Here is a 13,116-nt window from a genome sequence, read left to right as displayed (position 1 = left end):
CAGCGTTAGTTGGCCTCGGTTGCCATGACCGCGTTGGCCGGCACTGCTTCCTCCGGCGCGTCGTACCGCGGGTCGTTCGACGACGGGTGGGCGGCGACTGCCGCGGCGTGCTCGGCCAGCACCCCGGTCTGGTGGCGGATCTTCAGGCGGTAGAGCAGTGCCCCGCCAATCACCACGGCGGCCACGAAGAACACGCCGCCCCACTGCAGGTACCACTCGAACGGCGGCACCGAGTTGTAGATTTCCGGGCGGGGCCAGACCAGGTTCACCGTCATCGCCGCGCCCCACAGGACGGCGAGGATGTTCACGGGAAGGCCCCACTTGCCCATGGTGAACCCGGGCTCGGACCCGTCTGCGGCCAGCGGCCACTTCTTCAGGAACCGCTTGCGCAGCAGGGGAACCGTGACCAGGAGGTAGGACAGGTAGATCAGCACGATGCTGATGCTGGACAGGATGGTGAAGATGGCCGGCTGCATGACATTGACCAGCAGCGGGATGACGGCCAGGACGCCGATGACGATCGCCGCCACCGTGGGCGTCCGGCGGACCGGGTCCACCTTGCTGAGCTGCCGGCTGAAGGGCAGGTTGTTGTCCCGTGCCATGGCGAACATCATCCGGATGGCGGCGGCGTGCACGGCCAGGGTGCAGACCACCACGGCCACCACGATGCAGGCCAGGAAGGCCTTGCCGAACGGGCCGCCCAGGACGGAGAGCACGATGTGCTGCAGGCCGCCGTCGGGGGAGCCGATCTGCGGGTCGGTAAGGTCCGGTGCTGCCAGGATGCCGAACAGCAGAATTCCGCCGCCCAGCAGGAAGGACGCCGTAACAGCCCGCAGGATGGCCTTGGGAGCGGTCTTCTTGGGGTCCTTGGTTTCCTCGCCCAGCGAGCTGGCGGTGTCGAAGCCGTACATCACGTAGCCGGAGGCCATGGCACCGATCAGGAAGACGCCGAAGAAGCCCAGGTCCTTCCCTTCGCCGAAACCGGCCGTATCAAAGAAGACCTCCGGGCCGCGGACCACATGCCAGGCCAGAGCCAGGATCAGCAGCACCGCGGCGATCAGCTCCACGAAGACGCCGACGCTGTTGATCCGGGTCATCAGCTTCACGCCGAACGCGTTGATAAGGGTGGAGATGGTGATCATGATGGTGGCCAGCACCACGCCGTTCATGGCGAAGTCGTAAGGGCCGGTACCGTCACCGACGAACTGGAAGCCGGACCACAGCTGGGGGAGGGTGATCTGCAGGGCCAGTGCCACCGAGCCCAGCGCCATGATGGAGGACAGCAGGAGCAGCCAGCCGGCCAGCCAGGACGAGGTTCCGGAGGACAGCCGCTTGGCCCAGTTGTAGACCGAGCCCGCCACGGGATAGCGGCCGGCCAGCTCGGCAAAACAGAGGGCCACCATCAGCTGGCCGACGAACACGATGGGCCAGGACCAGGCGTACGCCGGGCCGGCCATGGAAAAGCCGAAGTAGAACAGTTGGAAAACACCGGTGAGGATGGAGATGTAGCTGACACCTGCCGCGAAGCTGGCAAACTTGCCGATGCTTCGATCCAGCGTCTGGGTGTAGCCAAATTCGTCCATGCCGCTTGAATCAATACTCTTGCTGGGTTCCAATATGGACTCCTAGTTCAGAAAAGCACGATGGGAACGGCCGCCCTGGGGTGCGGCGGGATAAACGTTCTGCGAGTGGGCCGCCGCTGTTGGGAACGCGGCCCCCTTTCTTCCTGCCGCTTAGGCGAGGGACGTGGTGAGCTCCTTCTCTTCCAGGGCGTCGGCGCCGGCATAGTCCGCCTTGATGAGATCGGCACAGCGCTCGCCGATCATCATGACGGTGATGTTGGGGTTGACGGTGACGTGTTCGGGCATGACGGACGCGTCGGCCACGCGGAGGCCGGTGACGCCCTTGACCCGCAGCTGGGGATCCAGCGGCGACATGTCGTCGTCGGCTGGCCCCAGGCGGACGGTGCCCACCGGGTGGTAGACGGTGTTGTGGGTCTTGCGGATGTAGTCCTGCAGCTCCTCGTCGGTCTGCGCCCCGGTTCCGGGCGAGAGCTCGCGGCCGGTCCATTCCGCCATGGCGGGCTGGGCGGCGATCTCGCGGGCCTTGCGGATGCCGGCCACCATGACGCGCATGTCGTGGCCGTCCGGGTCCGTGAAGTAGCGGGGGTCCACCATGGGCTTGTCGCGGAAGTCGCGGCTGCGCAGCCGGACCGTCCCGCGGGACCGCGCATGGGTGACATTGGGGGTGAGGCTGAAGCCGTTCTCCGTGGTGGGGTAGCCGTGGCGAAGGGTGTTCATATCGAACGGCACGGAGCCGTAGTGCATCATCAGGTCGGGGCGGTCCAGGCCGTCCTCCGTGGGGGTGAAGATGCCGATTTCCCACCACTGGGTGGAGGTCTGCACCATCGGCTGTTTGGCCTCGAACTGCACCACGCCTTCCGGGTGGTCCTGCAGGTTCTCGCCCACGCCGGGGGAGTCCACCAGCACCTCGATGCCGTGCTGGGCCAGGTGTTCCGCCGGCCCGATCCCGGAGAGCATGAGCAGCTTGGGGGAGTCGATGGCGCCGGTGGACACGATGACTTCCCGGTGCGCGGTGAGCCGGTGGGTCCGGCCAAATGCCCCGTCCACCACGTCCACGCCGGTGCAGCGCTTGTCCGCGTCGATCACCAGCTGGCGGGCGCGCAGGCCGGTCAGCAGGGTGAAGTTGGGGCGGTCCACAATGGGGTGGATGTAGGACACGGAACTGGAGGAACGCGTGCCGTCCGCGCGGCGGTTGATCTGGAAGAAGTTGGCGCCGTTGACCACGGTGGTGCCGGTGTTGAACTTGGCCCGCGGGATGCCGGCCTGTTCGCAGGCGTCCAGAAGCGCGACGCCGGCAGGATCCGCCGGGGGCACGTTCATCAGGTGCACGGGGCCGGAGTCGCCGTGGTGCGGTGCGTCCGGCCCGGCGTCCTGGTTGGTTTCCAGCCGCTGGTACAGCGGCCAGGCGGCATCGGCGTTCCAGCCGGCGGCGCCGTACTTGGACTCCCATTCGTCCAGGTCCTCGCGGGGCGCCCAGAAGGCGATGCAGGAGTTGTGGCTGGAGCAGCCGCCCATCACCTTGGCGCGGGCGTGGCGCATGAAGGAGTTGCCGTTCTCCTGCGGCTCGATGGGGTAGTCCCAGTCGTAGCCGGATTCCAGCAGCTCCATCCAGCGGTCCAGCTGCAGGATCTCGGGGATATTGCGGTCATCCGGGCCCGCCTCGACGAGGGCCACGGTGACGTCCGGGTCTTCGCTCAGCCGGGCGGCCACCGCCGCCCCCGCGGACCCGCCGCCGATGACGACGTAGTCGAACCCGCGTTCGGCCACGTCCTCGATGTTGTCGTAGTGCATCTAGTTCTCCTTGCCGTGGTCAGCAAACCAGCCGGTGACCTGTGGGCTGGTGTTCTGGTAGATGTGCTTGGCTTCCTGGTACTCGCCCAGGCCCGTGGGGCCCAGCTCGCGGCCGACGCCGGACTGGCCGAAGCCGCCCCACTCGGCCTGGGGGAGGTAGGGGTGGTAGTCGTTGATCCAGATGGTGCCGTGCCGCAGCCGGGACGCCACGCGCTGCGCCTTGCCGGCGTCCTGGGTCCACACCGCGCCGGCCAGGCCGTAGATGGTGTCGTTGGCGGTGGCCACGGCCTCGTCCTCGGTGCGGAAGGTTTCCACCGTGACCACCGGGCCGAACGCCTCGTCGGTGACCACGGACATGCCGCGGGAGACGCGGTCCAGGATGGTGGGCTGGTAGTAGAAGCCGGCGTCGTACTTCTCCCCGGAAGGTGCGGCGCCGCCGGTGCGGAGCCGGGCGCCTTCCTGGGTGCCGCGCTGGACGTAGGCGTGCACCTTGTCGCGGTGCGCTGCGGAGATCAGCGGGCCTGTTTCGGCCTCGTCATCGAAGGGGCCACCGATCCGGATGTTCTCTGCGCGGCGGACCAGTTCGTCCACGAAGCGGTCGGCGATGGACTCCTCCACCACCAGCCGGGCGCCGGCGGAGCAGACCTGCCCGGAGTGGACGAACGCGCCGTTCAGGGCGTTGTCCACGGCGGCGTCGAAGTCCGCGTCCGCGAACACCACGTTGGGGTTCTTCCCGCCGAGTTCCAGGGCCACCTTCTTGACGGTGGCGGCAGCGGAAGCGGCGATGCGCTTACCGGTTTCCAGGCCGCCGGTGAAGGAGACAAGGTCGACGTCGGGGTGTTCCGAGAGCGGGGCGCCCGCCTGTGCGCCGGCACCGGTGACGAGGTTGGCCACGCCGTCCGGCAGGCCGAGGTCCTGCAGCAGCTGCATGGCCAGGATGCTGGTGGACGGCGTCAGCTCGGAGGGCTTGAGGACGAAGGTGCAGCCGGCGGCCAGCGCGGGGGCGATCTTCCACGCCGCCTGGAGCAGGGGATAGTTCCACGGCGTGATGAGCCCGCAGACGCCCACGGGTTCGTAGACGATCCTGCTGACGACGGCGGCGTCCCCGGCGTCCACCACCCGGCCCGCCTGCTGCCCGGCGAGCCTGCCGAAGTACTCGAAGCAGGCGGCGATGTCGTCCATGTCGATGCGGCTTTCCACCATCCGCTTGCCGGTGTCCAGCGATTCCGCGCGGGCAAACTTTTCCCGGCGCTCCCGCAGTCCGGCGGCGACCTTCAGGAGGAAGGCGCCGCGCTCCGGTGCCGGGACGCTGGACCAGGCGCCGGAATCGAAGGCGGCCCGGGCCGCTGCGATGGCACGTTCGGCGTCTTCCCGGCCCGCCTCGGAGATGGTGGCCACCAGCTCCCCGTCTGCAGGGTTGCGGATTTCGCGCACCGCGCCGGACGCCGCCGGCTCCCACCTGCCGTTGATGAACAGGGAGGAGGCGGGCTTGGTTTCAGTGCTGCTGGCGGCTTCCGGGGCCGCTGTGGCGTAAGTCATAGGAAGGACAGTAATGCACGTTGAACGAGTGTTCAATACTTTTCTTGAACACTTGTTCAATGCTCATCGCGCGGCTACTGTTGCCCCTGGAGCGGCTGTTTCAGTGCTGTGAGGGGACCTGGCCGCCGCCGTTTTCGTCCGGAACCGCTGCGAAAGCGATCTGCTCCGTGCGCGCAATGCTCCGCTGGATGGAGGCCTTGTCCACGCCCAGCAGCGCGGTCAGCCACACGCCATTCTGGATGACCACGATGTCCGAGGCGCGCTCCCGGGACGCCTCCCAGGACAGCCCGGGCCTGGCGCTGGACACCAGCGCCGCGAGCCCGTCGATGTACCGGTCGAAGGCGGCGGCGTTGATCTGCGCGTAGTCCTCGTCCGCCTGGGCCAGGGCCCACAGGTGCAGCCGCAGCGACAGGTAGCGCGTGGTCAGCAGGTCTGCGCCCGCAACGCGCCGGAGCGCCCGGCGCAGCTGCTCATCGGGGGTAACCGACGGGTCCGGGGCGACAAGTAAAAGGTCATGCTCGTCCACCCGGCGCAGGGCGGCGCGGATCAGGGTGGTCTTGTCGTCGTAGTAATAGTTGACCAGGCCCAGTGCCACGCCGGCTTCCCGCGCCACGGCACGCATGCTCACGCCCGAAATCCCGTGGCGGGACAGCAGGTCCATAGCCGCTTCGAGGATGCGGGTCTGCCTGTCCACTTGTTCGCCGGAAGTCACGGCACTGGTCCCCATCTGGCCAGACTATTGCCTAACACTGCACGTGCCTAACGCGGTACCGCCACGCCCTCCCGGCGGCCGGATGGGCCTGCGGATGGTGTTTGAAGCGTTCGTCCGCAGGGCACGGTGGTTGTACAGCGGGATTGACCTGTACAGCTTGGAGAACGATGGAAAGCGCAAGCCTGATTGCCCTCCTATTCGCCGGCGCGTTCCGCGTTGGCGAATCCGCGCAGCCCCACGCGCCGCAACTCAGCGCCACGCCCGGGCGGAAGCGGACCGCATGGCTGGCGTTCAGGAGCAGGGCCGCGACTTCCCTGCACCGGCTGGCCTGGGCGCTGGAGCCGGACCCGCGCTGACGCAGAAAAAGCCCTGCCGGGCGCCGTAACATGCCCGGCCGCTCAGGGCTGGGCGTGGTCGGCGCGCTCCAGCAGGCGGGACACCCCGTAGCCAATCACCAGGCCCCAGAACGCTGCGTGGATGTTGAAGAGGTTCATGCCGGAGATGGTCACCACGAACGTCACCAGCGAACCCAGGGTGAAGCTGGTGGCGAAGGCCGTGACGAACGCCTGCTGGAGCGCCCGCAGCATCGCGATGCCGCCCAGTGCCAGGACGAATTCCTTGGGCGCGGCCAGCATCAGCCGGGTCAGCGTGGGGGCAAACGCTGCGAACACCAAGGCCAGCAGCCCGTACGCCACGGCAGCCGTGTACTGGCGCTCCCTCTTCCCGGACGAGGTCAGCAGGGCGTTGGTGGGGCCCGTAACGCAGGCCGACACGGCGCCGAAACCGGCATTCAGCACCGAAAAGGCGCCGGAAGCTATGGCGAAGGCATTCACCGGCGGACGGTGCCCGGCGGCGCGGAGGACGGCGATGCCCTGGCCGTTTTGGACGAACAGGACGGTGAGGGCCAGCGGAACCACCAGTTCGAGCTGGGCGGCCCAGGTGAATTCGGGGGCGGTGAAGACCGGGGTGGCCAGGAGCGGTCCGCCGGGCGGCAGGTTGAACTGGCCGCTGGCCGCCACGGCGATGCCGCCTGCCACCAGGGTGCCCAGGACCGGCGGCAGGTACCTGCCAAGCCTGGGAACCGCGGTGAGGACCAGGAACGCAGCCACCATCGGGGCAGCCACGGCCGGGTTGTCCTGGGTGGAGGTGACGATGTCCGTGCCGAACTTCAGGAAGACCGCGGCCACCATGGCCATCACCAGCGGCATGGGCACCAGTGCCATGGCTTTGCGCACCACGCCGGTGGCGCCGAGGGCGAGGATCAGCACGCCGGAGGTGAAGAAGGCCCCGACGACTTCGGGGAAGGCCAGGTGCTGCAGGGACGGTCCCAGGAGCACCGTGCCGGGGATGGACCAGGCGAAGCCAAGGGGCTGCCGGTAGACCAGTGACATCAGCAGCGTGGCGGCCCCGCCGGAAAACAGGATGCCAAAAACCCAGGACGACAGCTGGCCCTGGGTCAGGCCGCCGGCCGTTCCGACGGCCAGGGTGACGGCGATGGGCCCGGACGCCGCGAAGATGAGTCCTATGGCTCCGTTGGAGACATAGGACAGGCCCAGATCGCGAAGAATCCGGCGGGGGCCCGCAGGCCGGACCCCCGGACGTTCCAGCAAGGGTTCCGGCGCCGGTACCGGCGGGGCTGGCTCGACGGAGCTGGCGGTCGGATGGTGGCGGGGGTGGCTCATCGGGGCTCCTGGCTGGGGCGGAAAAACCGGAAGCGCTCCGAAGCATCAGCTCCGGAGCGCCTCCGTGCGGGGGTATCTCCCAGTTTGCGTGCTACTTCTTCTGGCCCTGCTTTGCCAGGACGTAGTCATAAACTACTTCCTCGCCCTTTCCGTCGGTTCGGGGGCGGGGGTCCAGCATCAGTTCAGGCTTCACTGCCGAGGCGATGTCGTCGGCGTTGTGGGGATCGCCGGGGAAGTAGAGCTGCTGGGTGACCGGCTCGTAGCCCGGTGCGGACACCTTGATGTGGATGTGCGCCGGACGCCAGGCGTGCCAGCCCGCGGCACTGATCAGCTGCCCGCAGGCCCCGTCCGTGGGGATCTGGTAGGGCGCCGGACGCATCGTGTTGATCTCGAACCGGCCGTCGTCCGAGGCCTTGACGGTGGCGCGGAAAAGCCACTCGGGCAGGCCCGGGGCGTACTGGGAGTAGAAGCCGGCGGCGTCAGCGTGCCAGATCTCCACCTGGGCGCCCTGGATGGGGTTGCCGTCGGTGTCGGTGAACTGGCCGCTGAAGCGCAGCGGGGTGCCCTCTTCGCCGTCGCGCATTTCAACCGTAGCGGGCGTCTGGAGTTCCGGGGAGTTGGGAACGTAGTAGGGGCCTTCAATGGTGCCCACGGTGCCGGGACGGTCCTGGGAGTTGACGTCCTCAACGGTGTGCTCAAGCCAGACGTCGAGGAACAGCGGCCATTCACCGTCCGTGCCGACCTTGATCAGCCAGGCTTTGAGCGCGTTGTATTCCTCGTAGGTGACCTGGTGTTCCTCGACGATGTCGTTGGCGGCCTTGATCAGCGCGCCGGCCAGCAGGCTCACCCGTTCCTTGGATACGTCCACCTTGGAGAGCTTGCCCGACGCTGCGAACCGCTCGGTTGCCTTGGTGCCTGCTTCGACGGCGGTGCCTTCGTTTTCCGTGCGGCTGTCCGTTGGGGTCTGGGTCATGACAATGTCCACCTTCCTCATTGAATGGGGACAGGAAGGGCTCCTGCACCCGACGCGGGCTGCGGGGCCAGTGGTTGGGCCCTGCGCCGCACCGCGTGATGTCGGTCTCAATCGTAGGCCCGCAGATAAGGACGCTACAAATATCAACTAGGCGTCTTTTGAGTCATTATCAGTACATAAAGACACCCTTGGTGGAACCTAGGTATTTGCCTGATGTGAGGCCAATCACGAGCGGCAAGAATTGCTGGACAACGTCCGCCGCAGAAGCCTCTTCCCGAGTGGACCTCCGCCCATCCGTCCAGCAATCTCCAATGAAGGAGCACGCCATGACCGAGAACCTGATCCATGCCCGCGAGGTCCTTGCCGACGCCGTGATCGACGACCGCGAGAACGGCGTCATCCGGGCCAAGCGCGAGATCTTCACCGACCAGGAGATCTTCGAACTCGAGATGAAGCACATCTTCGAAGGCAACTGGGTGTACCTGGCCCACGAGTCGCAGATCCCCAACGTGGGCGACTACTTCACCACCTACATCGGCCGCACCCCCGTGATGATCACCCGGGACAAGGACGGGCAGCTGAACTGCCTGGTCAACGCCTGTTCGCACCGCGGCGCCATGCTGTGCCGCCGCAAGACGGACAACCGCACCACCTTCACCTGCCCGTTCCACGGCTGGACCTTCAAGAACTCCGGCGAGCTGCTGAAGGTCAAGGATTCCCGGAACGCCGGCTACCCCGAGACGTTCAACAAGGAAGGCTCGCACGACCTCACCAAGGTGGCCCGCTTCGAGTCCTACCGCGGCTTCCTGTTCGGCTCGCTGAAGGCCGACGTGCTCCCGCTCGAGCAGCACCTGGGCGATGCCACCAAGGTCATCGACTCGATCGTCGACCAGTCACCCGAAGGCCTGGAAGTGCTGCGCGGCTCCTCCACCTACACCTATGACGGCAACTGGAAGGTCCAGGCCGAGAACGGCGCGGACGGCTACCACGTCACGGCCGTGCACTGGAACTACGCGGCCACCACCGCCCGCCGCAGCGCCGGAGACTCCGCCAACAAGACCAAGGCCATGGACGCCGGCAAGTGGGGCAAGGTCAAGGGCGGCTTCTACTCCTACGACCACGGGCACCTGCTGCTGTGGCAGGAATGGACCAACCCCCAGGACCGTCCGCTCTGGGACCGCCGGGACGAGCTTGTGGCCAAGTACGGCGAGGAGATGGCGAACTTCATGATCAACATCTCCCGCAACCTCTGCCTGTACCCGAACGTGTACATCATGGACCAGTTCTCCTCGCAGATCCGCCACTTCCGGCCCATCTCCGCGGACCAGACCGAGGTGACCATCTACTGCATCGCCCCCAAGGGGGAGTCCCAGGAGAACCGTTCCAAGCGCATCCGCCAGTACGAGGACTTCTTCAACGCCACGGGCATGGCCACGCCGGACGACCTGGAAGAATTCCGCTCCTGCAACAAAACCTACTGGGCCACCAGCGCCCCGTGGAACGACATGACCCGCGGCTCCACCCACGAGATCACCGGACCGGATGAGCAGGCGCAGGCCCTGGGCATGACCCGGGTGATCGCCTCCGGCGTGCGCACCGAAGACGAAGGGCTCTACCCCATCCAGCACGGGTACTGGAAGGAAGTCATGGACCGGGCCCTGGCGGAGGAAGAGGAGCGTTCCGCCCTGGAATCCGTTCCCGTCACCGCCTGAGAGAGCCCGCCGCAACCACAGAGAGCGCAGAACCCATGACCAACCTGACCCACACCGCCCCGGCCCTGAAGACCGCGGAGGAGATTGCAATCCTCGAAACCGTCCGGGCGTTCCTCTACCGGGAAGCCCGCCTGCTGGATGACCGCCAGTTCGATGAATGGCTGGAGTGCTACCACCCGGACTCCGAATTCTGGATGCCGGCCTGGGACGTGGACGACCAGCTGACGCAGGACCCCCAGAACGAGATCTCCCTGATCTACTACGACAACCGCGGCGGCATCGAGGACCGGGTGTTCCGGATCAAGACCGACAGGTCATCGGCCACCTCCCTCCCGGAGCCGCGCACGGGCCACAACATCACGGACGTCGAGGTGTTGTCGAACGACGGCGGCACGGTGGAGGTGCGCTTCAACTGGTTCACCCTTTACTTCCGCTACAACACCACGGACACCTACTTCGGCACCAGCTACTACACCCTGGACCTCTCCGGCCCGCAGCCGGTGATCCTGAAGAAGAAAGTGGTCCTGAAGAACGACTACATCCACCACGTGGTGGACGTCTACATGATCTGACCTGCCCGCAGCCGGCGCCCGGGACGAACGGGCGTCGCACGGCAGCTCCCACCCCTGTGCCCGACGGGCACGCCCCAACTTTTCCCCGGACGCGACGACGCGCCCGCCCAGTCAGGAGGACCCCATGGGCCACAAAGTAGCCCTCAGCTTCGAAGACGGCGTTACGAAAGTCATCAAGGTCGGCGACTATGAGACCGTCATGGACGCGGCCTACAAGGCGCGCATCAACATTCCGTCGGACTGCCGCGACGGCGCCTGCGGGACCTGCAAGGCGTTCTGCGATTCCGGCTCCTTCGACCCGGGCGACTTCATCGACGACGCCATGACGGAGGAGGAACTCGAAAAGGGCTACCTGCTCACCTGCCAGGCCGTCCCGGAGTCTGACCTCGCCATCCAGATCCCGGCCACGTCCGAATCGGCGAAGACGGCGGCCGCGTCCTTCACCTCCACCATCAAGGAGCTCAACCGGCACACCGACACCACCGTGTCCTTCACCCTTGAGGTGGAGAACCGCGACGCGCTGGCCTTCCTCCCCGGGCAGTACGTCAACCTCAAGGTCCCCGGCACCGACGCCGAGCGCTCCTACTCCTTCAGCAGCGGCCCCGAGGTCCAGGACGCGTCCTTCATGGTCCGGGTGACCCCGCAGGGCGCCATGTCCGAGTACCTCCGCGACCGCGCCGCGGTGGGCGACACCATCGACTTCACCGGCCCCTACGGCTCCTTCTTCCTCCGCGAACCGAAGCGGCCCCTGCTGCTTCTGGCCGGCGGCACCGGGCTGGCCCCGCTCCTCTCCATCCTGGAAAAGCTCGCCGAAAACCCGCCCTCCAGCCCGGTCCACCTGATCTACGGGCTCACCCGTGAGGCGGACATCGTCGGCCTGGACTGGCTCCGCGCCTACGAAGCGAAACTGCCCGGCTTCACCTGGGACTACATTGCCTCCGAGCCGGGCACCTCCGCTCCGCACACCGGCTACGTCACCCAGATCATCGAACCGAAGCACCTCAACGACGGCGACGTGGACATCTACCTCTGCGGCCCGCCGCCCATGGTCAACGCAGTCTCCAAGTGGCTGGACACCGAAGGCATCAAGCCAGCCAACTTCTACTTCGAACGTTTCGCACCGAAGGAAACCACCGGGGGCGACGCCGAAACGGGTGCCCCGGCTCCGGTTGAGAAAATCCAGGCCGAAGGCGACACCATGACCCGCGGCGAGGCCGTGTCCTCGCTGGAGACCGGCCGGCTGGATTTCCGCAAGGAGGACAGCTTCGCCCAGCTGGACGCCCGCATGGGCCTGGAGCTTGCGGTCAGCGAACTGCTGCTGGGAAGGCTCAGCGGGGAGCAGCTGCGCCAGTTCCGCCGCCTGGCCGAAGCCACCACCGGTTCGGTGCAGGAGGGGAACATCACCGATCCCGACGAGTTTGCACGCACCAACGAGGAATTCCACGAGTACCTCTTCACGATCTGTGACAACCCGATGCTCCTCGAGTCCTACCGCCGCCTGGACGTCCACGCCCAGATGGCCGCGGCCTTCGAAGCCGGCACGCCGATCTTCGAGCGCGTCACGCAGGACCACCTTGACGTCGTCGACGCCTTTGAACGCGGGGACAAGGCCAGGCTGCGCGAAGTCATCACGGCCCACGCCCAGGACGCCAAGGGAACCATGGTCGGGGCCATCGACGCCAAGGCTGCCCACTGATGGCTGCGCCGTACGCCGGGCAATACGTGACCCCGGGCAGGTTCGGCGGCAAGGTCGCCGTCGTCACCGGGGCTGCCCAGGGAATTGGCCAGAAGGTGGCTGAACGCATCGGCGCCGAGGGCGGCGCCGTGGTCCTGGTGGACCGCGCGGACCTGGTCCACGACGTTGCCCGCGGCATCGGGGAAGCCGCCAAGGCATCGGGTTCAGGAGGCTCGGCCACGGCCGTCACTGCGGACCTGGAGACCTTCGCCGGCGCCACCCAGGCCATCAAGGCCGCGCTCGCGGCCCACGGACGGGTGGACGTCCTGGTCAACAACGTGGGCGGCACCATCTGGGCCCGCCCCTACCAGGAGTACGACGAGGACAAGATCGAGAAGGAAATCCGCCGCTCGCTCTTCCCCACGCTCTGGACCTGCCGGGCAGTCCTGCCGGCCATGATCGAGCAGGGCTCCGGCACGATCGTGAACGTCTCCTCGGTAGCCACCCGGGGAATGCACCGGGTGCCCTACGCCGCGGCCAAGGGTGGCGTGAACGCCCTGACCCAGTCGCTGGCCATGGAGGTGGCCGGGGACGGCATCCGGGTGGTGGCCACCGCCCCGGGCGGCACGGAAGCCCCGCCGCGGAAGGTCAAGCGCGGGCCGGACGCCGAATCCGCCACCGAGAAGGACTGGTACCAGACCATCGTTGACCAGACGGTGGAGTCCTCGTTCATGAAGCGCTACGGCACCCTGGACGAGCAGGCGGCGCCCATCGTGTTCCTTGCCTCGGACGAGGCGTCCTACCTGACCGGCAGCATCCTCCCGGTGGCCGGCGGCGACCTGGGGTAGGGGCAGGTGCTCGACGCGCGGCACCAGGG

The 13,116-nt window shown here is 67.1% G+C and carries 11 protein-coding genes; 5 read left to right on the top strand and 6 right to left on the bottom strand.

Annotation, left to right across the window (positions count from 1 at the left end; all coding sequences use genetic code 11):
• Nucleotides 1-5: 5 nt before the first annotated feature.
• The 4 genes from AC1DIP_RS05880 to AC1DIP_RS05865 form a co-directional block, all read right to left on the bottom strand.
• Nucleotides 6-1,583, bottom strand: coding sequence for an APC family permease (locus tag AC1DIP_RS05880; protein WP_477733209.1), 1,578 nt, complete (start codon nucleotides 1,581-1,583; stop codon nucleotides 6-8).
• Between the two features lie 150 nt (nucleotides 1,584-1,733).
• Complete coding sequence (locus AC1DIP_RS05875; protein ID WP_477733195.1) at nucleotides 1,734-3,374, bottom strand: GMC family oxidoreductase; 1,641 nt, start codon at nucleotides 3,372-3,374, stop codon at nucleotides 1,734-1,736.
• Nucleotides 3,375-4,913: an aldehyde dehydrogenase family protein gene (locus AC1DIP_RS05870; RefSeq protein WP_477733194.1), complete on the bottom strand. Its 1,539-nt coding sequence runs from the start codon at nucleotides 4,911-4,913 to the stop codon at nucleotides 3,375-3,377.
• Nucleotides 4,914-5,013: 100 nt separating this feature from the next.
• Nucleotides 5,014-5,640 carry a TetR/AcrR family transcriptional regulator gene (locus AC1DIP_RS05865; RefSeq protein WP_477733193.1) on the bottom strand — a complete coding sequence of 209 codons (627 nt, stop codon included), beginning with the start codon at nucleotides 5,638-5,640 and terminating at the stop codon, nucleotides 5,014-5,016.
• 152 nt (nucleotides 5,641-5,792) lie between these two features.
• Between AC1DIP_RS05865 and AC1DIP_RS05860 the strand changes: the two genes are divergently transcribed.
• Complete coding sequence (locus AC1DIP_RS05860; protein WP_477733192.1) at nucleotides 5,793-5,981, top strand: hypothetical protein; 189 nt, start codon at nucleotides 5,793-5,795, stop codon at nucleotides 5,979-5,981.
• Between the two features lie 42 nt (nucleotides 5,982-6,023).
• Here AC1DIP_RS05860 and AC1DIP_RS05855 read toward each other — a convergent pair whose 3' ends face one another.
• On the bottom strand, nucleotides 6,024-7,307 hold the full coding sequence (locus AC1DIP_RS05855; RefSeq protein ID WP_477733191.1) for a benzoate/H(+) symporter BenE family transporter: 1,284 nt from the start codon (nucleotides 7,305-7,307) through the stop codon (nucleotides 6,024-6,026).
• 91 nt (nucleotides 7,308-7,398) lie between these two features.
• Nucleotides 7,399-8,280, bottom strand: a complete 882-nt coding sequence (gene catA, locus AC1DIP_RS05850; RefSeq protein ID WP_476207789.1) for a catechol 1,2-dioxygenase — start codon at nucleotides 8,278-8,280, stop codon at nucleotides 7,399-7,401.
• 326 nt (nucleotides 8,281-8,606) lie between these two features.
• On the opposite strand from catA, the gene benA reads away from it, so the two are divergent.
• From benA to AC1DIP_RS05830, 4 genes are all read left to right on the top strand, one after another.
• Entirely contained in the window at nucleotides 8,607-9,992 is a 1,386-nt protein-coding gene (benA, locus tag AC1DIP_RS05845) for a benzoate 1,2-dioxygenase large subunit (RefSeq protein WP_476207787.1), read from the top strand.
• Nucleotides 9,993-10,027: 35 nt separating this feature from the next.
• Nucleotides 10,028-10,564 carry a benzoate 1,2-dioxygenase small subunit gene (gene benB / locus AC1DIP_RS05840; RefSeq protein WP_477733190.1) on the top strand — a complete coding sequence of 179 codons (537 nt, stop codon included), beginning with the start codon at nucleotides 10,028-10,030 and terminating at the stop codon, nucleotides 10,562-10,564.
• A gap of 124 nt (nucleotides 10,565-10,688) precedes the next feature.
• Complete coding sequence (gene benC / locus AC1DIP_RS05835; RefSeq protein ID WP_477733189.1) at nucleotides 10,689-12,260, top strand: benzoate 1,2-dioxygenase electron transfer component BenC; 1,572 nt, start codon at nucleotides 10,689-10,691, stop codon at nucleotides 12,258-12,260.
• The gene (locus AC1DIP_RS05830; RefSeq protein ID WP_477733188.1) at nucleotides 12,260-13,087 is read left to right on the top strand and encodes a 1,6-dihydroxycyclohexa-2,4-diene-1-carboxylate dehydrogenase; all 828 of its coding nucleotides are present in this window, start codon (nucleotides 12,260-12,262) and stop codon (nucleotides 13,085-13,087) included. Before benC ends, AC1DIP_RS05830 begins: the two co-directional genes overlap by 1 nt.
• Nucleotides 13,088-13,116: the final 29 nt, after the last annotated feature.

Source organism: Pseudarthrobacter sp. 05T312, assembly GCF_056396685.1.
Note: the sequence above shows the minus strand (reverse complement) of the source record. Positions and strands in the feature narration are given on the sequence as shown.